This is a genomic window from Rhodococcus sp. YL-1, from assembly GCF_001942025.1.
Classification (GTDB): Bacteria; Actinomycetota; Actinomycetes; order Mycobacteriales; family Mycobacteriaceae; genus Rhodococcus_F; species Rhodococcus_F qingshengii.
This window is the reverse complement of the sequence record NZ_CP017299.1, coordinates 56,946-81,079: the sequence shown is the minus strand read 5'-3', so window position 1 is coordinate 81,079 and position 24,134 is coordinate 56,946. Positions and strand designations below refer to the sequence as shown.

At 62.7% G+C, this 24,134-nt stretch carries 21 protein-coding genes; 5 read left to right on the top strand and 16 right to left on the bottom strand.

The features are described from left to right. Window positions 1-68: 68 nt before the first annotated feature. The gene (locus tag BH682_RS00405) at window positions 69-1,688 is read right to left on the bottom strand and encodes an ABC transporter substrate-binding protein (protein ID WP_065351725.1); all 1,620 of its coding nucleotides are present in this window, start codon (window positions 1,686-1,688) and stop codon (window positions 69-71) included. A 174-nt stretch (window positions 1,689-1,862) separates the two neighbouring features. After that, window positions 1,863-2,153, bottom strand: a complete 291-nt coding sequence (locus BH682_RS00400; protein ID WP_003943546.1) for a putative quinol monooxygenase — start codon at window positions 2,151-2,153, stop codon at window positions 1,863-1,865. 71 nt (window positions 2,154-2,224) lie between these two features. On the opposite strand from BH682_RS00400, the gene BH682_RS00395 reads away from it, so the two are divergent. Continuing rightward, complete coding sequence (locus tag BH682_RS00395; RefSeq protein WP_003943614.1) at window positions 2,225-3,127, top strand: SDR family NAD(P)-dependent oxidoreductase; 903 nt, start codon at window positions 2,225-2,227, stop codon at window positions 3,125-3,127. 1 nt (window position 3,128) lies between these two features. On the opposite strand, the gene BH682_RS00390 is transcribed toward BH682_RS00395, so the two are convergent. Together BH682_RS00390 and BH682_RS00385 are read right to left on the bottom strand one after the other, a co-directional pair. Then, window positions 3,129-3,854 (bottom strand): hypothetical protein, encoded by a 726-nt coding sequence (locus BH682_RS00390; protein WP_065456391.1) that lies wholly within the window; start codon window positions 3,852-3,854, stop codon window positions 3,129-3,131. A 150-nt stretch (window positions 3,855-4,004) separates the two neighbouring features. Then, window positions 4,005-4,877, bottom strand: a complete 873-nt coding sequence (locus BH682_RS00385) for a hypothetical protein (RefSeq protein WP_064442914.1) — start codon at window positions 4,875-4,877, stop codon at window positions 4,005-4,007. 213 nt (window positions 4,878-5,090) lie between these two features. On the opposite strand from BH682_RS00385, the gene BH682_RS00380 reads away from it, so the two are divergent. Beyond that, window positions 5,091-5,642, top strand: coding sequence for a DUF732 domain-containing protein (locus BH682_RS00380; protein ID WP_007735798.1), 552 nt, complete (start codon window positions 5,091-5,093; stop codon window positions 5,640-5,642). Here the strand turns inward: BH682_RS00380 and BH682_RS00375 are convergent, their stop codons facing one another. The 3 genes from BH682_RS00375 to gltB all read right to left on the bottom strand — a co-directional run bounded on the left by BH682_RS00375 (window position 5,643) and on the right by gltB (window position 12,766). Then, window positions 5,643-6,539: a cutinase family protein gene (locus BH682_RS00375; protein ID WP_007735797.1), complete on the bottom strand. Its 897-nt coding sequence runs from the start codon at window positions 6,537-6,539 to the stop codon at window positions 5,643-5,645. It lies immediately after the preceding gene. Window positions 6,540-6,723: 184 nt separating this feature from the next. Continuing rightward, the gene (locus BH682_RS00370) at window positions 6,724-8,175 is read right to left on the bottom strand and encodes a glutamate synthase subunit beta (RefSeq protein WP_003943594.1); all 1,452 of its coding nucleotides are present in this window, start codon (window positions 8,173-8,175) and stop codon (window positions 6,724-6,726) included. Further along, window positions 8,168-12,766, bottom strand: coding sequence for a glutamate synthase large subunit (gene gltB, locus BH682_RS00365; protein ID WP_042453347.1), 4,599 nt, complete (start codon window positions 12,764-12,766; stop codon window positions 8,168-8,170). The genes BH682_RS00370 and gltB overlap by 8 nt, the downstream gene beginning before the upstream one ends. 556 nt (window positions 12,767-13,322) lie before the next feature. Here gltB and BH682_RS00360 point away from each other — a divergent pair. Then, on the top strand, window positions 13,323-14,762 hold the full coding sequence (locus BH682_RS00360) for a phytoene desaturase family protein (protein WP_075831715.1): 1,440 nt from the start codon (window positions 13,323-13,325) through the stop codon (window positions 14,760-14,762). A gap of 153 nt (window positions 14,763-14,915) precedes the next feature. Here the strand turns inward: BH682_RS00360 and BH682_RS36260 are convergent, their stop codons facing one another. The 5 genes from BH682_RS36260 to BH682_RS35825 all read right to left on the bottom strand — a co-directional run bounded on the left by BH682_RS36260 (window position 14,916) and on the right by BH682_RS35825 (window position 20,432). After that, on the bottom strand, window positions 14,916-15,293 hold the full coding sequence (locus BH682_RS36260) for a DUF4192 family protein (RefSeq protein ID WP_058036988.1): 378 nt from the start codon (window positions 15,291-15,293) through the stop codon (window positions 14,916-14,918). A 422-nt stretch (window positions 15,294-15,715) separates the two neighbouring features. After that, the gene (locus BH682_RS36590) at window positions 15,716-16,108 is read right to left on the bottom strand and encodes a hypothetical protein (RefSeq protein WP_054781538.1); all 393 of its coding nucleotides are present in this window, start codon (window positions 16,106-16,108) and stop codon (window positions 15,716-15,718) included. Between the two features lie 787 nt (window positions 16,109-16,895). Further along, window positions 16,896-18,695 (bottom strand): alkyl/aryl-sulfatase, encoded by a 1,800-nt coding sequence (locus tag BH682_RS00340; protein WP_063315320.1) that lies wholly within the window; start codon window positions 18,693-18,695, stop codon window positions 16,896-16,898. A gap of 847 nt (window positions 18,696-19,542) precedes the next feature. Beyond that, entirely contained in the window at window positions 19,543-19,785 is a 243-nt protein-coding gene (locus BH682_RS36250; protein ID WP_054781540.1) for a hypothetical protein, read from the bottom strand. 479 nt (window positions 19,786-20,264) lie between these two features. Continuing rightward, complete coding sequence (locus BH682_RS35825) at window positions 20,265-20,432, bottom strand: hypothetical protein (RefSeq protein ID WP_156888899.1); 168 nt, start codon at window positions 20,430-20,432, stop codon at window positions 20,265-20,267. A gap of 415 nt (window positions 20,433-20,847) precedes the next feature. Here BH682_RS35825 and BH682_RS00325 point away from each other — a divergent pair, with 415 nt between their 5' ends. Next, complete coding sequence (locus BH682_RS00325; protein ID WP_223304630.1) at window positions 20,848-21,471, top strand: DUF6328 family protein; 624 nt, start codon at window positions 20,848-20,850, stop codon at window positions 21,469-21,471. Between the two features lie 508 nt (window positions 21,472-21,979). On the opposite strand, the gene BH682_RS00320 is transcribed toward BH682_RS00325, so the two are convergent. After that, entirely contained in the window at window positions 21,980-22,219 is a 240-nt protein-coding gene (locus BH682_RS00320) for a hypothetical protein (RefSeq protein ID WP_042445260.1), read from the bottom strand. A gap of 538 nt (window positions 22,220-22,757) precedes the next feature. Between BH682_RS00320 and BH682_RS37025 the strand changes: the two genes are divergently transcribed. Then, the gene (locus BH682_RS37025; protein WP_256082775.1) at window positions 22,758-22,883 is read left to right on the top strand and encodes a hypothetical protein; all 126 of its coding nucleotides are present in this window, start codon (window positions 22,758-22,760) and stop codon (window positions 22,881-22,883) included. Between the two features lie 68 nt (window positions 22,884-22,951). On the opposite strand, the gene BH682_RS36245 is transcribed toward BH682_RS37025, so the two are convergent. The 3 genes from BH682_RS36245 to BH682_RS00310 all read right to left on the bottom strand — a co-directional run bounded on the left by BH682_RS36245 (window position 22,952) and on the right by BH682_RS00310 (window position 23,847). After that, complete coding sequence (locus tag BH682_RS36245; RefSeq protein WP_164490684.1) at window positions 22,952-23,095, bottom strand: hypothetical protein; 144 nt, start codon at window positions 23,093-23,095, stop codon at window positions 22,952-22,954. Between the two features lie 263 nt (window positions 23,096-23,358). After that, on the bottom strand, window positions 23,359-23,523 hold the full coding sequence (locus BH682_RS35820) for a hypothetical protein (protein WP_156423042.1): 165 nt from the start codon (window positions 23,521-23,523) through the stop codon (window positions 23,359-23,361). Window positions 23,524-23,583: 60 nt separating this feature from the next. Next, window positions 23,584-23,847: a hypothetical protein gene (locus BH682_RS00310; RefSeq protein WP_054781739.1), complete on the bottom strand. Its 264-nt coding sequence runs from the start codon at window positions 23,845-23,847 to the stop codon at window positions 23,584-23,586. Window positions 23,848-24,134 lie beyond the last annotated feature (287 nt).

Sequence of the window (24,134 nt, the reverse complement as noted above, 5' to 3'; positions counted from 1 at the left end):
CCCACTCTCTGATGCCGAGAAGCGTCCCCGCAGGGACGCTTCTCGGGTCCATTCAGTCATTCAGGTGTCTAGTTCTTCCAGGCCTTGTCGAAGAACATGATTCCGTCCAGGCTCTGCTGAATGCCGTGGACGTTCTGTCCCCACACACCGAGCCACGGGGTGTTGCCGTAAACCTGCCACGGCACAACCTCATTGGCGCGCTCCTGGATCTTGGCGAGCACCTCGATCTTCGAGTCGGTCGACGTCGCGACACCCAATTGATCGAGCAGCGAATCCATCTCGGGGTCGGAGAAGCTCGTGGCGTTGTTCCGTCCACCCGACTTGAGATTGGAGTACAGACGCTCGAAAGGATCGGCTTCCGCGAGGCTGGCGGAACCTGTTGCCATGTCGAAGTCGCGGTCGGCGTACAAACGCTTGACGACGTCGGCAACCGAGTTGACGTACTCGATCTGGAAATCGAAACCGACGGCGTTGGCCATCGACTGCAGTGCGAGAGCCATCGCCTGCGCCGAATTCTCCTGCAGCGTAAGGTATGTGATCTTGCCGTCGTAACCGTCGGCCTTGGCCTCGTCGAGAAGCTGCTTCGCCTTGGCGGTGTCGACGCCGATCGGAGCGACGTCGTTATGCCAGCGGGAGGTGTCCTGGAAGATGACCTGTCCGGGCAGACCCTTGCCCTCGTTGAGTCGGTTGTCGAGTGCGACGGGATCGGTTGCGAGCGCCAATGCCTGACGGATGCGCACGTCGGCACCGGGACGACCGGGTGCCGTGTTCACCAGCGACAGGTACGACAGCGACGGAATGTCGACGAAGCCCGGGTAGCCGGAGTCGATCAGATCCAGCACGTTCGGTAGCGAACGCATGTATGCGACGTCCGTGCCGCCGCTCTTGAGCGATTCGGTGGTGGACTGCGAACCGACGATGCTGATCAACCGCAGCTTGTCCACGTTCGGGGCACCGTCGAAGTAGTCCTCCCGAGCGTCGAGGATCAATTCCTCGTTGGGAGCGAACTTCTCGAGGGTGAAGGCACCCGCGCCGATCGGGGTGAACTGATCACCTTGCTGGGCGCTCGGCGCGACGATCATGCCGGGGCCGGTGGAGAGCAGTGACTCGATACCGGTCCACGGGTCGACGAGATTGAAGACGACCGTCGACGGATCCGGAGTGTCTACCGACGCGACCTTCGACGCGTACAGACTCGACTGCGGTCCCTTGTTGGTGACGTAGCGATTGAGGCTCGCCGAGACGGCCGCCGAATCCACCGGCGTCCCGTCGCTGAACTTCACACCGTCACGCAGTTCGAGGGTCCACGTCTTGAAGTCGGAACTCGGCTCCATCGACTCTGCGAGCTTCGGAACGAATTCCTTGGATGCCGGGTCGTACCGCAGGAGCGTGTCGTAGATCGCGCCCAACTCCGAACCGGCGACCGAACCGGCGATCTGAGTCTTCGCCGGATCGAGATTGGTGACGGCGGAGTACCCGCTGAACGTGAGGGTGCCGCCCTTGACCGGATCGCCCTCGCCGGACTGCTCGTTGACCGGGCCGATGGACAATCCCGAACCGGAGTCCGGTGCGTCGCCGCTCCCACCCCCGTTCCCGCTGTCAGCGCACGACGAGACGAACAGGCCGGCGGAGACTGCCAGCGCGACGGCGGCAACCTTGCGGTGACCGCGCCGAGAACTGCGACTCATTCAAAACCTCCAGGTCAGAAACTGTGATGTGAAGCATTGTCGAGACAGTTTGTGACTTAAGGCACAGGTATTAGTCGCAGGTCCCGCTCAGTGGAATGGAGCGCGAAGATTGGTCAGTTTTCGAGCGACATTCGCAGGTCAGACCCTTAGCGAAGGTCAGGAATTCATTCTGATTCAGGCGCCTTTCAACGGATGAATCGCCGGAGCGCCGTCGAGAAGTGGTCCGGCGGCGGCCAGCGCGGCCTGCAGATGCGGGGACTGCATGTGAGCGTCCAACTCCTCCTGCCCGCGCCAAGTTTCGATCGTGACGAACGTGCCGGGCGCAGCCGCTGACTCGAACAACTCGTACGACACACAGCCGTCCTCGGACCGACTCGCCTCCGCGAGAGTTGTCAGAGCCGATCGGACGTCGTCCTCGGAACCGGACTTGGCCGGGATGGTTGCAACTACACGAAGCTCGCTCATCGGATACCTTTCGCAGAGGGGAAGTCAGCTAGAGACACACGCCACAAACGTACACACGAAAAGGGCAACCAATGGGGCTACTGAAGGACGTCACCGGCTGGCGACGCGGAACGAAGTTGCAGCGTCGACTGCGCGATCTCACCGGCACGCTGGTGGTGATCACCGGTGCGGGCAGCGGCATCGGGCGTGAAACGGCCCTCGCCTTCGCCGCCCAGGGAGCTATCGTCGTGGTCTCCGACATCAATCTCGAAAGCGCGCAGGACACTGCGGCACTTGTAAACATCCCTTCGCAAGCGGGCGGCGCCGAAGCAGTGTTCGGTGGCGGTGCCCACGCCTATCAGGTGGACGTGTCCGACGAACAGGCCGTGATTCGGTTCGCCGAGACCGTCGCGGCACATCACGGCGTACCGGACATCGTCGTCAACAACGCCGGAATCGGGTTCTCGGGAACGTTCGCCGACACCGAGCAGCGCCAGTTCGAGCGCGTCATGGACATCAACTTCTGGGGAGTTGTCTACGGCTGCCGGGCATTTACCCCGATGATGATCGACCGGGGAACAGGAGGGCACGTCGTCAATCTGTCCTCGGCCGCCGCGTACACACCACAGAAGGCCCTCACCGCGTATTCGACAAGCAAAGCAGCGGTATTCATGCTCTCGGATTGCCTACGGGCAGAGCTGCTTCCACACGGCATCGGCGTCAGCACCATCTGCCCCGGCCTCGTTCACACGAACATCCTCAAGACCACCGAGTTCGCCGGGACCACCGCCGAGGAGCAGCTCGAGAACCAGACCAAGGTCGACAACTTCTACCGCAAGCGCAACTTCACGCCTGACCGAGTCGCCAGTGCCATCGTGAAAGCGGTTCGCACGAACAAGGCCGTCGTACCCGTGACCGTCGAAGCCAAGCTCGGACGCACGATCAGCCGGTTGTCTCCCGGGTCGATGCGCGTCGGAGCTCGGTTCGAGATCTAGGTCAGCTTCCGAAACTCAGGCTTCCCGTGAAACCCTGCTGCACATCGGCTTCCGAGCGGGGAAGAACCTCGTAGGTGCTGGCGTACTGGCCACTGAAACCGGTGACGGTGATCGGGCGTCCGACGGCGACGGCATCGACGTCGATTCCGGTCTGGGTGTTGACGAAGATGACGGTGTTTCCCTCGGCGCCCGAGACCAGGATCTTGTGGCCGTACGGCAGATCGTCGACGACGGGTCCGCTCACGATTCCGGACACCGTCACGAGACGACCTTCGCTGCCCTCACCGATTGCATTGAGGGGCAGTCGCGCCGGGCTGATCTGGGTAGTCGTACCGATTACCTCGACGGCAGTCGGGCGGACGACGAGCAGGCCTTCCTGATCCGCGAGGACTCCGGTGACCTGAACCTGATCGCCGAGAGCAATCCCGGAGTTGTTCGGATCGCTGATGTAGATGCCCGAATTGCCGCTCTGGAGACCAAAGCCCTTGTCGTAGAAGCTGGATTCGAAGACTCCCGACGGCGTAGTCGCGGTTCCCACGACGGTGACCGTCGTTCCGATGGCCTGCGCACGGGCTGCCGCGATGGAGTCCGCGGACACCTCACCGGCGACTGCCGCCGGCTCCGCCGTCGCTGCAGTACCGACAAACATGGTGGCTGCGGCCGCAACTGCCAGTGCCGTCACACCCCGGCGCAGGACCGGACCAGCAAGAACGCTGTCTCGAAACATGTTTGAGGACTCCCCTGTGATTTCGTGGCCGCGCAGGTGCTCCTGATGGAGTGCCGCCTTCGCCCACCCTGAGGCACAGGTTATTACAGGTCGGACGCCGCAGCGGTGGTGACATTCCGTCACCACCGCTGCGTCTAGGCTTCCGATTTTTCAGGAACCGGAGCTTCCGGACGAACCGCTCGAGCCACTGGAACCGCTGGATCCTGTTCCGCCGCCGAGATCGTCGAGAGGATCGCTACCGGTGAGGCCGCCCGGGTACAGGTAGGCGTCGGAGATCGTGCTGAGCGAGGTTCCCGACGTGGCCGGTACCTTTGCTCGCCAGTTGACGATCGGGTTCAGCACTCCGAACGGTCCGCAACCACTGGCGGCGGGCAGCGCGAAGCCGGTTGCCTCGTTCCCGACCGGGCTCACCTTCAGCGCAGTCGACGGCAGCACCGTGTAGGTCGGTACCACCGACGGGTCAGGCGCGAGACGAAGATTCACCGGCGCCGCCGCGGAACCCAGGTAGCAGTTGTCACCGAGGAACGCGTTGTTGATCTTCATCCGCACCGGGATGCTCAGATCCATGTCGGTGATGATTCCGTTGAGGGTCGGCGCAGCCGTTGCCTCCACTTCGGCCGTTACTGCGGCCAGGCCGAAGAGATTGCCGAACGGAAGATCGATTCCCAGGACTCCACCCGGAACGGTCAACGGCTTGGAGTAGACACCGTGGTGTCCGTCGTCGCGCGGGAGAAGAACGGTGGACTCACCTTCACCGGAGCCGGCCTCGGCGGCGATGATCATGTCGCCTTTTCCGATCGGGAGGTTGAAGCCGTTGTTGTCGAAGGTTCCGCTCTGAACCACAACCGACACACAGGATTCGGCAGTAGCCGGACACACTGCGGCGCCCGGTACCGAATTGTCGACCGGGTCCTGAGCCGAGGCCATCGGCGCCGCGAACGCGAGGACCGCACCTGCGGTACCTGCAATGACGGCCACGCGCGTGCCGAGACGTCTGTTGCCGTTCTTGTGAGATTTCTGCACTGATTTCTCCCTGCCGTTTATGTGATGGGGGACGAAACTCGCAGTCATTGCTTGTGTTTCGACCGCCGCCGACAAGGTCTTTGCGGTGTGCTCCTACTCACAAGTAACAACTGAACAGATGTATATCACAGGACTTCGACTTAAAAACAGGGCAAAAGGGAGTTTCCTTAAAACGGACAAAATAAGCGGTACGGTGTGTAACACTCACGGGTGATGAACACGAACAGACTGGTCCTCTGCGTCGCGGCAGCGGGCCTACTCCTCAGCGGCTGCAGCAGCCAGTCCGACAGCGACGCATCGGAATCCACTTCTGCGGCCACCAGCACGTCGGTTGCGGCGACGTCGAGTTCGACTGCCCCCAGTACGCTTTCCGAGCTGCCGACCAGCCCGCTCGCCGCAACAACTCCGGAAGCCGCGCCGAGCGTCGTCGAATCGACGCCCCCGCCGGTGTCGCTACCGGTAGCGCCAGCGGCCAATGCACCGATCGACGCCCGCTCACCGGAAGAGATCGTCGCGAACGCCGGCGAGAAGGGGCAGCGGTACATCGCCGCTCTGCGTCTGGCCGGGATCCCGCCCGCCGGAATGGATTCCGCAGAGATCCTCTACGCCGACGGCACCTGCAAGGCGCTCGCTGACGGTATGCCTCGGTCCGAAGTGCTGGCAGAGTTCGACTCCGTCGGCGAGGTGTACTCAAAGATCACGCCGATGTCCTCGCAGCGCGTTGCCGAGATCTACGTCGACACGGCGGAGCAGACGTACTGCTGATCAGGCCTTGCCGGCCAACCAGCCGTGCAGCCAGGATGTAGCCGAATTGCCTGCGCCGTCAACGACGTAACGCGTGTAGTCGGTGTGGACCTGCGAGCCGTAGAAGTCGACCAACTGATCGATGCGCCGCGAGTTCGCGCCCGGATCGAGCTGGGCCATCAAAGCGGGGAGACCGCCTGCGGTGATCAGATCATTGACGATCACGGCGGCCTCGTCGCGCAGCGCGAGCGCACTGGCCGGAGTGGGATCGGACGCCTGAGCCATGAATCCGGCCAGACGCATCACGAAATCGTCCTTCGGCGTCGAGCAGTACAGGTCACCGACCGCGCAGAGCGTCACCGTTTTGCCTGACAGCCAACCGAATCCACCGATGCGAGGGCCGCTGGCACCGTTACCGCCGACAGCGGGGCCGATCAGGACGTCGGACTCGGAACGACGGGGATCGGACAGCAAGCCGACGCCCTCGACGCGAGTCGGGGGGACCACGCCGATGCCGGTTCCGATCTCGGCGGCGAGATCGCCTGCCGCGTCGGCGCCCTGGCTGTATCCGACGATGGCGAAGCGAGTGTCACCGCACGAGGCGGCCATGGCGCCGATCATGCCGCGGGCATTGTCGACGGCCTGCTGCTTCGACTTGGCGTAGACGTTGGACTCCCACGGGAAGGCCGTCGCCGAGTAGGTGACGTAATCGGTGCGTACGGAGCCCGGAAGCCCGTTGGTCACCGGGGCGAGCATGCCGGCGCCGGGCCTGGTGCCCGAGGGCTCCCAGGTTCCCGGGATGGCCACGACGTACAGGCTGGGGCAGGGATCAGCCGACGCCACGGGAGCACTGACAACCGGTACCACTACTGCCGCAGCAAGTGCCGACAACACCGCAACGAGACGCCTCGCACGCATGAAACTCCCCTGTTTTACCTTCAGCAACCCATACACCACTATCGGTGCTCCGGAATCATACTGTCTGGGCGTTGTGTCTGTCCGATGCACGATTGATGAAGGTTTGTTACAGATCGTGCGAATTGCTTGCAGAAACAAAGCCGCACCCCACCGAATGCGGTGGGGTGCGGCTTTGTGAGAGCCTCTAGCGCTGCGGAGCCGCTGTCGGGTGGATCGGTGACGGAAGGGCCGTGACACCCTCGAGGTAGGTGTCCACAGCGGCTGCTGCGGAACGTCCCTCGGCGATGGCCCAGACGATCAGGGACTGACCGCGGCCCATGTCGCCGGCCACGAACACGCCGTCGACGTTGGTGTTCCACTTCGACGTGCGGGCGACGTTGCCACGCTCGTTCAAGTCGACACCGAGATCGGTGAGCAGACCCGGCTTCTCGGGACCGACGAAGCCCATTGCCAGGAGCACGAGATCGGCTTCGAGCTCGAAGTCCGAGCCCTCGACCTTCTCGAAGCGACCCGACTTCATCTCGACCTCGTGAGCCTTGAGTCCGGTGACCTTGCCGTTTTCACCGACGAAGTTCTCGGTGTTGACGGAGAACAGACGCTCGCCGCCCTCCTCGTGAGCCGAAGCCACGCGGAACATGAGCGGGTACGTCGGCCACGGAGTCTGCTCGGCGCGAGTCTCCGGCGGACGCGGCATGATCTCGAACTGGTGGACGCTGGCCGCACCCTGACGGTGCGAGGTGCCGAGGCAGTCCGCTCCGGTGTCGCCGCCGCCGATGATGACAACCTTCTTGCCCTCAGCGGTGATGGTGGGAGCGTCGAGGTCACCCAACTGCACGCGGTTGGCGATCGGCAGGAACTCCATCGCCTGGTGGATGCCGTCCAGTTCGCGGCCCGGGATCGGAAGATCGCGAGCTGCGGTGGCGCCGCCGGCCAGAACCACTGCGTCGAACTGCTCACGCAGCTCGTCCGCGGTGATGTCCACGCCGACATTGACGTTGGTCTTGAAGACGGTGCCTTCGGCTTCCATCTGCTCGAGACGGCGGTCGATGTGCCGCTTCTCCATCTTGAACTCGGGGATGCCGTAGCGCAGCAGGCCGCCGATGCGGTCTGCCCGCTCGAAGACCGTCACTGCGTGACCGGCGCGGGTCAGCTGCTGCGCTGCAGCCAGACCGGCCGGACCACTGCCGACAACCGCAACCTTCTTGTTGGTGGCGTGCGCGGCGCGAACCGGCTTGACCCACCCTTCGTCGAAGGCCTTGTCGATGATCTCGACCTCGACCTGCTTGATGGTGACCGGATCCTGGTTGATGCCCAGGACACAGGACGCCTCACAGGGTGCGGGGCACAGACGACCGGTGAACTCCGGGAAGTTGTTGGTCGCGTGCAGACGCTCGATGGCGTCGTGCCAGTGGTCCTTGTAGACCAGGTCGTTCCACTCGGGAATCAAGTTTCCGAGAGGGCAACCGTTGTGGCAGAAAGGAATTCCGCAGTCCATGCAACGGCTGGCCTGGGTCTTGAGGGTTTCCTTCGGGAACTCCTCGTAGACCTCTTTCCAGTCGAGCAGGCGCAACGGCACCGGCCGGCGAACCGGAAGTTCGCGCGACGTGTGCTTCAGGAAGCCGCTTGGATCACCCACGAGCTGCCTCCATAACTGCCTCGTCCACGTTCTTGCCATCCTTCTCTGCGGCCGCGATGGCCAAAAGAACCTTCTTGTAGTCGCGGGGCATCACCTTTGCGAAGTGACCCACCTGCTGCGACCAGTCAGCGAGGATGCGCGTTGCAACCTCGGAGCCGGTTTCGTCGCGATGACGTTCGATGGCGCCCTTCAACCAGGTGAAGTCGTCGCCCGAAAGATCCTCGAGGTCCACCAGTTCGGTGTTGAGGTTCTTCTCGAATGCCTTGTCGGGGTTGTAGATGTACGCGACGCCACCGGACATGCCGGCGCCGAAGTTACGTCCGGTGGCTCCGAGGATGACCACCTTTCCACCCGTCATGTACTCGCAACCATGATCGCCCACACCCTCGACGACGGCAGTGGCGCCGGAGTTACGGACTGCGAAGCGTTCGCCGACGACACCGCGAAGCAGAGCCTCGCCGCTGGTGGCGCCGAACAGGATGACGTTGCCACCGATGATGTTGTCCTCGGCGACAAAGCCTTCCGCTGCATCGAGCGGCGGGCGTACGACGATGCGTCCGCCCGAAAGGCCCTTGCCGACGAAGTCGTTGGCGTCGCCGTGCAGGCGCAAGGTCATACCGCTGGGCACGAAAGCACCGAAGCTGTTACCGGCGGAACCGGTGAACGTGATGTCGATGGTGCCCTCGGGCAAGCCCTCTCCACCGAACGCCTTGGTGACCTCGTGGCCGAGCATGGTGCCGACCGTGCGGTTGACGTTGGTGATCGCGGACTCGAAGGAGACCGCCTCACCCTTGTCGAGTGCGTTGCGGGCCGAGACGATCAACTGCTGATCGAGTGCCTTGTCCAGACCGTGATCCTGCGTGCCGGTGCAGTGGACGTCCTGGTCCATGAACGCGGACTCGACCTGGGTCAGGATCGGCGACAGATCGAGATTGCCTGCCTTGCTTCCCTTCCAGTGATCGAGAGCGCGCGTGGTGTCCAGCATGTCGACCTGGCCGACGGCTTCGAGCAGCGTGCGGAAACCGAGTTCCGCGAGAAGCTCGCGAACCTCTTCGGCGATGAACATGAAGAAGTTCTCGACGAATTCCGGCTTGCCACTGAAACGCTGACGCAGCAACGGGTTCTGCGTCGCGACACCGACGGGGCAGGTGTCGAGATGGCAGACGCGCATCATGATGCAGCCCGAGACCACCAGTGGTGCGGTGGCGAAACCGAACTCCTCGCCGCCGAGCAGGGCAGCGACCACGACGTCGCGACCCGTCTTGAGCTGGCCGTCGACCTGCACGACGATGCGGTCACGGAGACCGTTGAGCAGCAACGTCTGCTGGGTCTCGGCGAGGCCGAGCTCCCACGGTGCGCCCGCGTGCTTGACGGAGGTCAGCGGGGTGGCACCGGTGCCACCGTCGTGACCGGAGATCAGAACGACGTCGGCATGTGCCTTGGAGACACCGGCCGCGACGGTTCCGACGCCGACCTCGGAGACCAGCTTCACGTGAATGCGGGCCTGCGGGTTGGCGTTCTTCAGGTCGTGGATCAGCTGAGCGAGATCCTCGATCGAGTAGATGTCGTGGTGCGGCGGCGGCGAAATCAGGCCGACGCCAGGCGTGGAGTGCCGAACCTCGGCCACCCACGGGTACACCTTGTGAGCCGGAAGCTGGCCGCCCTCACCGGGCTTGGCTCCCTGCGCCATCTTGATCTGGATGTCGGTGCAGTTGCTCAGGTAGTGCGAGGTGACACCGAAGCGTCCCGACGCGACCTGCTTGATGGCACTGCGACGCAGATCGCCGTTCTCGTCCGGCGTGAAGCGCGACGGATGTTCGCCGCCCTCACCGGAATTGGAGCGGGCGCCCAGACGGTTCATCGCGATGGCGAGAGTCTCGTGAGCCTCGGCGGAGATGGAGCCGTAGCTCATCGCACCCGTCGAGAAACGCTTGACGATCTCGCTGGCCGGCTCGACCTCGTCGATCGAGATCGACGGCCGCTTGCCGATGTTGAAGTCGAACAGACCACGCAGAGCGGCAAGGCGCTCCGACTGGTCGTTGACCATGGTCGTGTACTCCTTGAACACCTCGTACTGACCTGTGCGAGTTGCGTGCTGGAGCTTGAAGACGGTGTCCGGGTTGAACAGGTGGTACTCGCCTTCACGACGCCACTGGTACTCGCCGCCGACCTCGAGCTCGCGGTGAGCGCGCTCTTCGGGGCGATCGAGGTATGCGACGGCGTGACGTGCCTGGACGTCGGCTGCGATCTGGTCGAGGCCGATGCCACCGAGCTGCGACTGCAGACCGGTGAAGTACTCGTCCGTCAGCTCCTGCGAGAGGCCGATGACCTGGAACAACTGAGCACCGGTGTACGACGCGAGCGTCGAGATGCCCATCTTGGACATCACCTTCAGGACACCCTTGCCGGCTGCCTTGATGTAGTTCGCGATGCCCTTCTCGAGGGTCAGACCCTCGAGCTCGCCGTTCTGCAGGAACTCGTCGATGGTCTCGAAAGCCATGTACGGGTTGACCGCTGCGGCACCGAAGCCGATGAGGAGCGCCATGTGGTGCACCTCGCGGGCGTCGCCGGCCTCGACGATGAGGCCGACCTTGGTGCGCGACTTCTCACGAACCAGGTGGTGGTGCACGGCCGAGGTGAGGAGCAGCGACGGGATCGGCGCGTAGTCCTCGGTGGACTCACGGTCCGAGAGCACGACGATGCGTGCGCCACCCTCGATTGCCTGCGAGACCTGGTACTTGATGCCCTCGAGCGCACGACGGATACCGTCGCCGCCTTCCTTGACGGGGTACAGGCCGCGGATCACGACGCTGCGGAAGCCCGGGAATTCGCCGTCGTCGTTGACGTGAACGAGCTTCGACAGGTCGTCGTTGTGCAGGATCGGCTGCGGGAGCGCAATCTGCTTGCAGGAGTCCGCATTCGGGTGCAGCAGGTCACCCTCGGGGCCGATGGTCGCGCCGAGGCTGGTGACAACCTCTTCACGGATCGCGTCGAGAGGCGGGTTGGTGACCTGAGCGAAGAGCTGCGAGAAGTAGTCGAACAGCATCCGGGGACGTGACGAGAGCACGGCGATCGGAGTGTCGGTACCCATCGAGCCCAGTGCCTCGGCACCGGAGAGAGCCATCGGCTTGACCAGCAGGTTGACCTCTTCGTTGGTGAAACCGAAGAGCTGCTGACGCAGGACGACGCGCTCGTGCGACATGTACGTGTACGGACGGTCCGGCAGGTCGTCCATGTGGATCAGACCTTCGTCGATCCACTGCTGGTACGGGTGCTCGGCAGCGAGTTCGTTCTTCAGTTCCTCGTCGCTGATGACCCGGCCCTGCGCGGTGTCCACGAGGAACATGCGGCCGGGCTGGAGGCGGACCTTGCGGACAACGGTGGACGGATCGATCGGCAGGACGCCGACCTCCGACGCCATGACGACGAGGCCGTCTTCGGTGATCCACAGACGCGACGGACGCAGACCGTTGCGGTCCAGCACGGCGCCGATGACGGTGCCGTCGGTGAAGCACACCGACGCCGGTCCGTCCCAGGGCTCCATGAGAGCCGAGTGGTACTCGTAGAACGCCCGACGAGCGGGGTCCATGCTCTCGTGCTTCTCCCAGGCTTCGGGGATCATCATGAGAACTGCGTGCGGCAGGCTGCGACCGGCGAGGTGCAGCATCTCGAGCACCTCGTCGAAACGAGCGGTGTCACTGGCGCCCTGGGTGCAGATCGGGAAGATCTTGTCCAGGTTCTCGCGGCCACCGAAGACGTCACTGTCGATCAGGGACTCGCGAGCGCGCATCCAGTTCTCGTTGCCGGTGACGGTGTTGATCTCACCGTTGTGAGCGACCCGGCGGAACGGGTGCGCCAGCGGCCACGACGGGAACGTGTTGGTGGAGAAGCGCGAGTGGACCAGGCCCAGTGCGCTCTCGACACGATCGTCCTGCAGGTCGAGGTAGAAACCCTTGAGCTGCGGGGTGGTGAGCATGCCCTTGTAGACGAACGTCTGGCCGGACAGGCTGGGGAAGTACACGGTCTCGCTACCCGGGCCACCCTTGCCGGCGCCTTCGGAGCCGAGTTCGTGCTCGGTGCGCTTACGCACCACGTATGCACGACGCTCGAGATCCATGCCGGTGTACTTGTCACCCTCGGAGCCGATGAAGATCTGACGGAACGTCGGCATCGCGTCGCGCGCCAGTGCGCCCAGCGAGGAGTCGTCGGTTCCGACCTCGCGCCAACCGAGAACCTTCAGGCCCTCTTCGACGACGATCTTCTCGACTGCAGCAGCAGCCTCGTGTGCATCGGCATCGCCCTGCGGGAGGAATGCGATACCGGTTGCGTACGCGCCTTCGGCGGGCAGCGCGAAGTCCACGACAGCTCGGAAGAACTTGTCGGGAACCTGCAGCAGAATGCCCGCACCGTCACCCGTGTTGGGTTCTGATCCGGCAGCGCCGCGATGCTCGAGGTTGACCAGAGCGGTGATCGCCTTTTCGACGATGTCCCTGCTGCGGCGACCATGCATGTCGACAACAAATGCGACTCCACAGGAGTCGTGCTCATTGGACGGGTGATAGAGGCCCTGGGGGCCTGGAAGTTGCTTCATACCCAGCCTTCGTATGCCATAAAGATGCACCGACGACCAGCAGCGCTGATGGCCATCAACTTGCAATGCAAGTCCTTCAAAGCACCGACACGACGATGTGTTCGGTACCACCGAAGTAGCCGCCCTGCGCAGACGCGATGGTGTGCGTTCTGGCACCCGGCGACGTGAGTCTTCGGTCGGTTGAAACTTTTGTGAGTCAACCGTGTAACGAAAACGATAATTCAGAACCCCGGCACGGGCGCAACTAAGGTAGCCCTATAATTGCTCTGAACTGCGGCGATGCAGGGAGCCAGAAGGCCCCTCGACAGATTTCGGAGCTGCGTCTGTGCAGAGAAGTTCCGATTCACAGGATACCGAATCCGCAGGAAACAGGCGCGATGGGCGATGAATGCAACAACTGGCCGCAGCGATAAGAATCAGCTGCGGCCAGTGCGCCTCGAACTGTAACAAAAGTTGATCGATCAACCAAGGTCTAGGCCTGAATTGTTTGCTCGCAGAATGCCATCGCTGTAATTTCCGTAGGCTCACCCTTGAGAAGACGGGTGGCGAAGCGCAAATGACAACAGCAGTAGTGGTGGGCAGTGGCCCCAACGGTCTCGCGGCGGCGATCGAACTCGCCCGCACCGGAATCGACGTCCATGTCATCGAGGGTGCGGACAAGATCGGCGGTGGCACCCGCAGTAGCGAATACATAGTCGACGGGCTCGTCCACGACGATTGCTCCGCCTTCCATCCCACCGCTTTGGCTTCTCCCTACTTCAAGGAACTCGACCGCGAATTCGGGCTCGCCAAGCATGGCCTGACGTGGCTGTGGCCCGAGATCGATCTGGTCCATCCACTCGACGACGGCACCGCCGGGGTTCTGTGGCGCGACATCAACCGGACCGCTGACGGATTGGGTGCCGACGGTAAGAGGTGGCTCGACGTCTTCGGATACCTATCCGAGAACTTCGACGAGTTGGTGCAGGACGTCTTCCAGCCGATCGTCCACGTCCCGAAGCACCCGCTGATGCTCGCCCGTTTCGGGACGGGCGCTCTGCTTCCCGCGACGGGTTTCGCGCGGATGTTCAAGACCCCACAGGCGCGGGCACTGTTCGGTGGCGTCGCGGCGCACATGTTCGGGACGCTGACCCTTCCACTCTCCAGTGCTGTCGGCTCGATGCTCACTGCGGCCGCTCATGCTCACGGTTGGCCTGTGGCGCAAGGGGGTTCAGGATCAATTGCGGATGCGCTCGCCTCGATCCTGCGCAGCCTCGGTGGCACCATCGAAACCGGGAACTGGGTGACCAACTACTCCCAGATCGCCGGTTACGACATCGTCATGCTCGACATCGCCCCCGATGCGGCCGGGCGCCTGCTCGACGGCCGGCAGCCCGACCGCATCGCCCGGGCCTACCGCAAATTCCGCTACGGCACCGCCGCCTACAAGGTCGACTACGCCGTGCGTGGTGACTCCGACGGGAGCGTCGTGCCGTGGACGAATCCGCATGCCCGCAAGGCCGGCACCCTGCATCTGTCCGGGACGATTTCGGAAACTGCAGCTGTCGAACGTCAGACCGTTCAGGGTCAGATGCCGGACAAGCCCTTCATTCTGTTGGGCCAGCAGTTCTTGGCCGACCCCTCCCGATCTGTGGGAGACATCCATCCGGTCTGGGCGTATGCGCATGTGCCGCATGGCTATCCGGGTGACGCCACCGATGCGATCACGAGTCAGATCGAGCGCTTTGCGCCGGGGTTCCGGGACCGGGTCGTGGGCGTCCACGTGCGCAATGTGCCGCAGATGCAGGCGTACAACCCCAACTATGTGGGCGGCGACATCTCCGCGGGGGCGAACACTGCGCGGCAGATCATCGCGCGCCCCCGGTTCGGGCTCGACCCCTATGCCACTGGGGTTGAGGGCGTCTACCTCTGCTCTTCCGCGACTCCCCCGGGCGGCGGGGTCCACGGGATGGGTGGGTTCAATGCTGCGCGGGCGGCGCTGAAGTCTCGAGGTTGAGGCGTCCCCGATGGGGACGACATTTCGGACAAACACCATCGGAGGAGTCCCTGACCCAGCCGGCCAACACGGGCGAAACGAAGATGCCCGGCCCATGGCCGAAGCGAACCCACGAAAGGGCAACTAATGGCATGAGACGCAGGACATGCATTGCTAATCAGGCACCTCGCCGTTGGTGTCGAACCACCCCGCTCCGACCTCAAGAGACTCCGAGAAAAGGGTGCGGACGCTGCGGATTCCCCTGCTGTCGAGCTCGCGCTGAGCTGCCTCGATCTGATCGAGTCCGGCGGCTGCCACCGGACCGGCGCCGACGACAACCCAGATAACCGACGTGGCTGCGGCTTGCTCGAGTGCGGTGCTGTAGTCGGCTGCCGCATCGGCACCGATGACATCGGTGCGCGCAACGAACGCGAGCATGGCCGGTGATCCGGTGAGAGCGATCATCACGACGGAACTGACGGGGACGAATCCGAGCAACGCCGGGATTGCGGCCAAGACGTCGGTGGCGGTCCTCAAACGGATGTTCTGCATGTCGTTCCCCTTGCTGTGAAAGTGACCGGGCCTCGTGCCCCGCCAATTTTTTTCGCCTTCTGGCAAAGGAGAATCGCGTCGGCATGAGGGGGCTGGAGTGCCACCCCTGGGCCGAGAAAATTTTGACGGGAGCTTGCGAGTGGCGAAAATTTCTCGGAGCCATCGGCCGGCGCTTGCGCCGCCAGGGGTTGCGCGCAGGTCACCGCCGACGAGAATCGGAAGGCCAGAAGGAGAAACAAATCAATGCTTTTTCACAGAACGGAGCGCAGCGGAGTTCATGTCGGGGGACACCGAAGGTGGCCGGCCGCCGGGCAGGCGTCACCTTTCCACCGGCCGCGTGCAGTCGCAGCACTCCCACTGCCCACCGACCCGGGTACAGGTGCGGCGTTGCTCGCACAACCAGCACCGTTGATTGCGTCGGGTCAACAACTGCGCTCCGGTCGCGGCGGGCCGTGGGGTTCGGTGGTCTCGGTGCACTCTCGCTCGGATACAGGCCTGATCATGTCGCCGAAGATGCGGCGGCACTGCGAGCAGATTTCTCCGTCCTCGGCCACGATATTCGGGCATCCCGCGAGAACGCATCCGGTGAACATCTGCGGATCCACCATCGTCTCTGCCCTCGGCGCGTTCACCATCGGAATCGGATTCCGTGCAGTGCGGCGGCGCGCTCGACTCGGCCGTAAACCCGATTCACCCGTGAGGGTGCGATCTGTCCGGCGTCCTAGGCGCGGCGGGTCGCGACGGCGAGCATGGGCGACAGCTTCGCGGGCGGTCACTTCGTGCGCGAGGGTGAGCCACCCGATTTCGGCTTGCATCCCTCCCAATCCGACAAACGGTACCGATGAACGGTCGAAGATTACGCCCCCGCTGTCAACGATGGCCAGGGTAAACTCCGTATGAGCAGGCGTGCCAGTACAAAGGCTGCGGCAATCGCGGAACCGGTGGAGATCCCCTCCCAAAGGCTGCTACTCATGGCGCCGACAACCACACCGGAGAGGCTTCCCGCTGACAGCGCAAACACGCCGTCGAAACGCGCCGGACGATTTTGATGCATGCCGTCAACTCTCACCTCAAAATAGAAATCCTCGCGACGGCGCGGATGAAGACCGTGATCGACAGTCGCTATGCCCCTGCTCATTTGGCGCCAGAGCGTCATCTACGCCGGGTTTTCGAATGCTAATTCGACGGCTGGAGTGGCTATTTTGCCTTCCTTTGGGCCTCGAATGCCGCACTAGCGCCGAGCTGGACATGGTGTTGCGTTATCCCCGTACTGATGTCTACCCATTCGGGAGCCGTCTAGTCACCGAAAGTTACTTCGGCTAAGCCGTTGCCCGCAATCGGAACTGTTGTGGACATCGAGCGACCCGCAGAATCGACGCCCACGGATGCGCTGACCGCCGCCAGCAGGTGTCGCTGTGATTTCGGTGGCGAGGGCATGGCTGATGCACGCCGCTAGCACCACGTTCCTGCGATAGCTCTCGCGAGCCACGCCGATGCGGGGCCCGTACTTCGCGGCGCGCCCAAAGCAGTTCGGTAGGCGAGATAGTAAGCGGGGTGGTTGGCGTATTCGCCAAAAGAAATCCGGCTCGTAATGTTCGTGCGTTATGGCGTGACGATCGGGAATGCAGGATCTGGTCGGTCGGTCAGGGCAACAATTCTGCTGATCGTCGTAGCGTCCCCGTCCATCGCGATACCGTCGCTACCAGAGCCGGACAGCAGACCGAGCAGCTGCGACTTCGTCAGTGTCACTACGAGATCAGCCGGATCGGACCGCCCCGTGGGGTAATGGATCAGTACGCCATTCGAAAGCTCCATTCGATACGACTGGTCGACGTCGGTGAAGTGCCAGCGGATCGTCGCTGTCGTGTCCCACGCCTTCGGACCGTTGATCCGGATGGCAACACTGTCGAAGACTTGGGTGATGGTGAGCGCGGACGCCATCCCGGCGGCGCTGACTTCAGCGGGGTGCGGCGGACCATCGACTTCGCTGGCCCCGACGAGATAGTTGTTTCGCCACGTTGCGCACTCGGAACCGTAACCAAGACGTGTCAACGCTTCGGCCAGAACCGCTTTCGCGCCGGCATGGCCCGGATCGGCGAACACCGCGTGGCTTGCCAGCTCAGCGGCAAAGCGTAAGTCCCCTTCATCGGCGAACTCGCGGGCCCGCGCGACGGCCGCCTCGATGCCTCCGATCGCGCGGACGTAGCGTGCACCGGCTCCTTCCGGCGGGTGCTGCCAGAGGTGCGCGGGGTTGCCGTCGTACCACCCGAGGTAGCGCTGGTAGATCGCTTTCACATTGTGGCTGACTGATCCGTAGTACCCATGGGTGTGCCACGCCGCGTCGAGGGCCGGCGGCATTTCGAAGTCTTCGGCGATCTCGCTGCCGACGAGACCTTGATTGAGCTGGCGCAACGTCTGATCGTGGAGGTAGGCGTAGAGATCACGCTGCTCGGTCAAGTATCCGATCAGATTGTCGGTGCCCCAGGTAGGCCAATGATGCGAGGCGAAGGCGACGTCTGAATCGTAGCCGAACATCTCGATTGCCTCGGCAAGGTAGCGCGACCAGTTACGGGCGTCGCGCACCTCCGCACCACGCAACGTCAGGAGGTTATGCAAATTGTGAGTTGCGTTCTCCGCCAGGCACAATGCACGGTGGTCGGGGAAAAAGAAGTTCATTTCCGAGGGAGCCTCGGTACCGGGAGTGACTTGGAAAATCATGCGCACGCCGTCGAATGTTTCTTCCTGGCCGGTGTGCGTGATGTCCAAGGTCGGTGCAAGGAGTCCGACGGTTCCAGTCGACGTACTGGGCCCCAGGCCCGCGCCCAGTGTTCCGTCCGCCCCTACCGGAAGCACGATGCCGGTGTGGAACATCCCGCGCCGCAACATCGCTCCGCCCGCATAGACGTTCTCGGAGACCGCGTGTTCGAGGAAATGTTCAGGAGCGATGATCGGCACCGTCGTGTCAGCATCGACAACGCCGAGCACCCCACCGAAGTGGTCTATGTGTGAATGGGTATAGATGACTGCGGTGACCGGGCGGTCGCCACGGTGCTCTCGATACAGTGCCAGACCGGCCGATGCGCATTCGGCGGAGACGAGCGGATCGATCACGATCACGCCGGTGTCGCCCTCCACGAGAGTCATGTTGGACAGGTCGTAACCGCGGATCTGGTAAATGCCGCCGGTGACCTCGAATAATCCGTGGATCGCAGTCAGCTGCGCTTGACGCCACAAGCTGGGGTTCACTGTGTCAGGACAATCTCCTGATGTCGCCTGGGCGAATCCTGCTGCGTCGTACACAATCCGACCGTCGCCGGCGCGAACCTGCGCGGGCTCGAGGGTTGCAACCAGTCCACGGCCGGCATTGTCGAAATCGGTGCGGTCGGCGAAATCAGCGGGCATCAGGACTCCTCAAGAGACGGTCGGCGGTTCCGAATCGAGAACACAAAACGTAGGCCGGAATTCAAGAACGCAGGTCGGAGTTCAAGATTGGCAATGTGCACGAATGAATCACAGGCCGACTCCATCCCTTACCTTCAGAATGCGAACTCTTCGCCCCATCGTCGCGACAACACCGCCAGCGGACATCACCCGAAGTGGATGAACCCGTACGCCACCGAGGGCTGGATCCTCAGTGCCCCATACAACGGCTGGGATCAGGTCAGACCGGCGCTAGGTTGGGGACCCGGCCTGGCCAAGTTGTGACCGGTTCCCATCGAACGCCACCCGTGCTGAGCACACAACACGAATGACCAACTACATGTCGGTTCCGACCCCTCGATCGAATCCGACTCATCGAACGTATTCGGCAAGCATCAGGCAAACTCGCAAATTGGACAGAAATCCACCAAACGAACGAAGGTGACCCCACCCTCAGGGTGAGATCAGGGTCCGATTTCGATGTACAGAGGAAGGGCCCACCCCCGGCGAGTCGACAGCCGGAAGGCAGGCCGTGCGCGACGGAACTGACCACTCAGAATCGCCGCAGCAAAGAAATGATAGCCAATTCCGTCGTTACGCAAACCCCGCCTCAGTAGCTCGTGACCGCTGATCCATTGAGGTTCTGTCCTGGACGGAGAAGGATTTGGGTATGGATGCGGAAGAGGAGCAGCGACTGATTGCTCACGCGACTTCGCGCTTGAAAGTCCGATATCCGGGTTTGGCTTGTATCAGGTTTGGGATGGCACCGAGCGGATCGCGGTGGCGATTGTCGTAGCCCGATCGATTGCAACGTGACTGTTGTTTCCCGCTACAGGTTTCGGCACAGAGTACTGCGGGCGGTGTTCAGCACTTCGGCGATCTCGGTCATGGATACGCCGTCGCCCTTCATTTTGGTCGCCTGCCGTTTCTTCCCTGGGGTCAGCGAGGACGACGCAACATCGCGAGCCCACTCGCCGACGTTCGAGGACCCGCGGGTCGCACTCGCGCCATCGCCACCGCGATCCGTACCGGGATCGAACAGCACGTAAGAAGCGATGTCATCGAAGAGCATATCGCTGCGGCCGAGGCTGCGGGACGTCCGCTCTCACTCTGGTAGCGCCAACACTCGATACTGACGATTTACGTTCACCGTGGATGTATTTCATTGCAGTGCATCGACTTTCATATATAGAATGACATAATATAAGTTATCGGTGAACGATACGGCTGGGATTCTGTCGAGCTGCAACAGATCTGCCCCCGAACGGACCACTCGGCAGGGACGGTCAGCTGTGGCGGCTCGACAGTGCCGCAACCGTAACCCCGGCTCTGCACATCAGAGCCGGGGCAGTGAAACGCCATCTGCGTTGAGCACACAACTCAGATGACCCTCTTTCGATGCGCGGCCAGTTATCCGCCCCGCACCTTCCATTATAAACCGCACAATCGGTATGCATTGCCTGAATCCTTTCGGGTAATCAGGCAAAGCTGTACGCCGCCGACAAATGAAATAGTCTGTGCGCTAGTACTTTCGGATTATCGAACTCCGTACTAATGGTTGTTGGCCATTCGGCGATAGTCGGTCTGGCGACCGACCAATTCGTCGTGCACGATCTCTAGCCGGATCTGCTCACATCGGTTTCGTTTCGTGAGATTCTCGAGTCGATGCAGCTCCTCGACCAACTCTGTCTCCGTCATCGCCTTTCTGACATCCTTCATCCGTTGAGCGCCTCCCGAACTCGTTGTTTCGTATCGGCGTACCCCAGGTCGGTGATCCCGTAATCAAGTCAGGGAGTCGGGCACATTGGCTGCTGAACCGTAGGGCTGTTGAGGCGATTGCCCGTAAGGCTGATGCGGGTCTGGACCATACGAATTGGGTCCTGCGAAGGCAGCGTCATGATGACTTCCTTCGGCTCTGCGCACACCCATCACCTGGGGGCTCTCCCATAGGACTACCAGAGCAACGCCCCCATACGGGCAGCTTGCGAAAACCCGCTACCTCAACCACACGACGATCCCAACGAACAACTCACCACAGGAATCACTGCCTACCCTTCACGTGGCAGGTGCCCAGCCCTGCGCGTGGCACGGGGAAGCCTGTTTTCCGCACGCACTGAGCGGGTAGCTCACCCAGATGAGCACCGGACACGCACCAACCGGCGACGGAGCCCGGCCGCAACGCCCACGCCCCGAACCGCGTCCCGAGGCCACTGCACCGCCACGCGCCGATTCAGAATGGAACTATCGCGTCCGCCACGAGACACCCACCCAACGTCTCGACCGCAACTGGTCCCACATCCTCCAAGAGCTCCGGGTAGTCCAGACCGGCATGCAGATCCTCACCGGCTTCCTCCTGACATTGCCCTTCCAACAACGCTTCTCGGATCTACAAGCTTTCGAGAAGGACTTGTATCTGATCACGCTGGCAATGTCTACGGCAGCGACGATCGTGCTCGTATCACCTGTCGCCATGCACCGCCTACTCTTCAGGCGTCACGCCCTCCCCGTCCTCGTCGAGCAGGGTCAACGATTCGCCGTCACCGGCCTTCTCCTACTCGGCGGCGCACTGACTGGCGTTCTCACCCTGACTTTCGATGTAGTCGTCAACAAAAGCACAGGCCTGATCGCCGGCGGCTGCGCCGTACTTCTGGCAATCACATTGTGGTGCTGCTACCCACTTCTCTTCGCACACCAACTGCATCTCGGCCGCCCCGAGAAACAACCCGACGAACCACAGCACCCACGCAACCACCATTAGACCGCGGATGCTGACGCATCACGCATCCGAATACACCACCGCCGATGTTTCAGCCCGCCGGCCCCTCGGTAACTACCCCACGCGGCGAACGGTTCGGTGAGTCGCACACAGGCCCTCACCCGCACTCTGTCACTCACGACGGTGGACACCTGACCCGAACAAACCGCACTCCAACACTTTTTGGTGTCGCCAACCGCACCGAAACGGGCGACGCACCGCCGCGCCTCCTATCCCCGAACGCTGCGACAGGCATCCCTCAACCGGCGAAAGGTTGTTCGGCTGCGAGTCGAGTGCGATGCTGCATCCCCCGAAGACCCGACCGTCACCACCGCATACCGGAAGTTCGGATCCGCCACACCCAGCCGATCAGCGCTCCCGGAAGTCCAGGCGCGCAACGACAGCCAACCCTATACACAACACGATCACCAGCACTGCAACATTGATCATCACGATCTCCCCTCTGGCAACCGTGTGGGGTCAGTCAGTCCCAACGCACGGTGAACCAGACTCATACGGCAGTCTGGGCGAGCCTGTCGAGAAGCAACTTCTTCCCGATCTCCGCACCCTTGGGGCTCTCGCTCTGGGCTTTACGGAACAGATCGGCCACTTCGCCGTCCCCGTCACGCTCGGCATCGTCGATGTAGGTCTGCATACGCAACGCATTACTCAACGACGCTTCGACGAACCAGATCAAGTTGTAGTCCTTGTCCCGTGTACCCGTCGCCGCACCGGATTCCAGCCCACTCATGGCCCTCTCTCCTTCTCTATTCCCGCCGACTTTCCCCTGTCCATGGCCATACCCCGCACAGACGACGTCCACGCGGCGCATCGGCAATCGTCAACGAACACCGCCCCCCACTCCCGGGAGAATCCGCGGCCGCCGACAGAACTGACGTGTACGCGCATCAGTCCTGACGCTGCACCGGTTTCACCATCCGCCTTGCCGGGTAATCCGCCCTGACGGCGGAACGCTGCCCAGGCAACGAGTCGCCGAACAGGGCCCTTCCCGGCAAGCACCAACCGGTAACGGCCCGCGCGCATCCCACACGACGCGAGCCAACGGGATACGCCCGATTCGTCGGCTGCCGTCACCAGCAGCCGGCGAATCGCCCACACCCAGCGAAACCCCCGAAAAGGTCGCCCGCAACCGGTCACACCTCGCTGACCGGAACTCCGCACACTGTGCTCTACGACAAAATTCGCCTCGCGGATAATCAGCAGCTGCGATTGGATAACATCCTCGTACGCAGCACCCGCAGAACACTGCCCCTACCTCGGCATCGCCGGTGAGAGCCGAGCCCGGGACGCACGCCGACTCTCAGCAGGCCTGCCGATGGATCGCCGCCACCGCGTGCACCGACGACGACGTCGCCCACATGCGCCGCCGCTACGGTTTCCCCACCGCACCCTGACCCGCGAACTCCCGGGGCTCGGCCACGGATCGACCTACTGCCGCTCCCAACTCGGTCCCAGCCGATACTCAGGACTTTGTTCCGGTGCCTTTCGGAACGAGAGCGCCTCGGTCGGCGTACATCGACTCGATACGAGCCTTGATCTCGGCAGTACTCATCGAACCGCTGTGCACAGCCGGCCACGAGTTCGATCTCGAAGTCTGAACGTTCATCTGAAAGGTCCTTCACACATTGAGGATTGAAGATTAGAAGCGGTTCGGCCGAACGGCGTCAGACCACACGACATGAGCCGGGTAGGTCCGTCTGATCGTTCGTCAGTAACGACCAGACGGACCCTGCACGCCCTTGCCGACGGGAAGGACGCACAACTGCACTCCGCCAACGGCGTCGATAGATTCCAGACGGGGAACTATCGACCCCCACCGGCGGACACACGCCACCGCCCATGGCGGGTGGGATTGCGCTCTCGACGAATCTACGCAGCGTGCAGAATCCGAGAAGAGGCGTCCTCGATACTCCGATTCGGTGTCATCGTCGACGTCGCGGCACCCGCGCTGCCCCCTGTGACGACCTGACGCCACCACGCTTCACGTTCCTCGGATTCCGGCCACACCACCACATCGAGGTCATCGACATCCATGCGAGTACTCCTTCATGTCCTCTGACCACCTGTTACCCCGCCTACGGTCCTGTAAACCCTTCACAGCTTCGACGTCGGATCGACCGTCGACTCCGCCACCAGCGCCGGGCTCGGCATGCCGATCTTCGGGCACCATGTGCCGCGGTGCCCGCCGGGAGGCAGTTTCGTGGGCAACAACGCCCCGAGGTGGTCGTAGCGCTGGACATGCAATCCCCCACTACTACCGCCGTTGGCCGCCGTCGCCGCCACGATCGCCTCGTTGTCCGAATCGAAGAACTCCTCGGCGGTCGATCCGTCCGCGAACGTGAACCTGTACCGTTCCATCACGCAACCTCGCCGTCTGTCGAAAGAAGCTGGTAGACCGAAAATAACTCGTAGACATTGTGTTCGGACGAAACTCTGCACGGTATGCGTTCACGCTGCGCGCCGGAAAAGGTGATTGCCGAGCCGGTCACACCTCTCGCACTTTCTACCGTCCAAGGCCTGTACCCGCTGCTGCTCGGTACTCGCAAAAGACGTCACAGTGTGTGAGCGTCTCGGCAACCACCGCGCAAGAACCCACGGACCCTGCCCGCAAGTCCTCACACCCGAGGGTCCCCCGCTGCGCCGTC

Coding starts and splice junctions, on each gene's coding strand:
- BH682_RS00405 (WP_065351725.1), bottom strand. CDS start 1,688: ATGAGTCGCAGTTCTCGGCGCGGTCACCGCAAGGTTGCCGCCGTCGCG.
- BH682_RS00400 (WP_003943546.1), bottom strand. CDS start 2,153: ATGAGCGAGCTTCGTGTAGTTGCAACCATCCCGGCCAAGTCCGGTTCC.
- BH682_RS00395 (WP_003943614.1), top strand. CDS start 2,225: ATGGGGCTACTGAAGGACGTCACCGGCTGGCGACGCGGAACGAAGTTG.
- BH682_RS00390 (WP_065456391.1), bottom strand. CDS start 3,854: ATGTTTCGAGACAGCGTTCTTGCTGGTCCGGTCCTGCGCCGGGGTGTG.
- BH682_RS00380 (WP_007735798.1), top strand. CDS start 5,091: ATGAACACGAACAGACTGGTCCTCTGCGTCGCGGCAGCGGGCCTACTC.
- BH682_RS00375 (WP_007735797.1), bottom strand. CDS start 6,539: ATGCGTGCGAGGCGTCTCGTTGCGGTGTTGTCGGCACTTGCTGCGGCA.
- gltB (WP_042453347.1), bottom strand. CDS start 12,766: ATGAAGCAACTTCCAGGCCCCCAGGGCCTCTATCACCCGTCCAATGAG.
- BH682_RS00360 (WP_075831715.1), top strand. CDS start 13,323: ATGACAACAGCAGTAGTGGTGGGCAGTGGCCCCAACGGTCTCGCGGCG.
- BH682_RS36260 (WP_058036988.1), bottom strand. CDS start 15,293: ATGCAGAACATCCGTTTGAGGACCGCCACCGACGTCTTGGCCGCAATC.
- BH682_RS36590 (WP_054781538.1), bottom strand. CDS start 16,108: ATGCAAGCCGAAATCGGGTGGCTCACCCTCGCGCACGAAGTGACCGCC.
- BH682_RS00340 (WP_063315320.1), bottom strand. CDS start 18,695: ATGCCCGCTGATTTCGCCGACCGCACCGATTTCGACAATGCCGGCCGT.
- BH682_RS36250 (WP_054781540.1), bottom strand. CDS start 19,785: ATGCTCTTCGATGACATCGCTTCTTACGTGCTGTTCGATCCCGGTACG.
- BH682_RS35825 (WP_156888899.1), bottom strand. CDS start 20,432: ATGAAGGATGTCAGAAAGGCGATGACGGAGACAGAGTTGGTCGAGGAG.
- BH682_RS00325 (WP_223304630.1), top strand. CDS start 20,848: ATGAGCACCGGACACGCACCAACCGGCGACGGAGCCCGGCCGCAACGC.
- BH682_RS00320 (WP_042445260.1), bottom strand. CDS start 22,219: ATGAGTGGGCTGGAATCCGGTGCGGCGACGGGTACACGGGACAAGGAC.
- BH682_RS36245 (WP_164490684.1), bottom strand. CDS start 23,095: ATGAACGTTCAGACTTCGAGATCGAACTCGTGGCCGGCTGTGCACAGC.
- BH682_RS35820 (WP_156423042.1), bottom strand. CDS start 23,523: ATGGATGTCGATGACCTCGATGTGGTGGTGTGGCCGGAATCCGAGGAA.
- BH682_RS00310 (WP_054781739.1), bottom strand. CDS start 23,847: ATGGAACGGTACAGGTTCACGTTCGCGGACGGATCGACCGCCGAGGAG.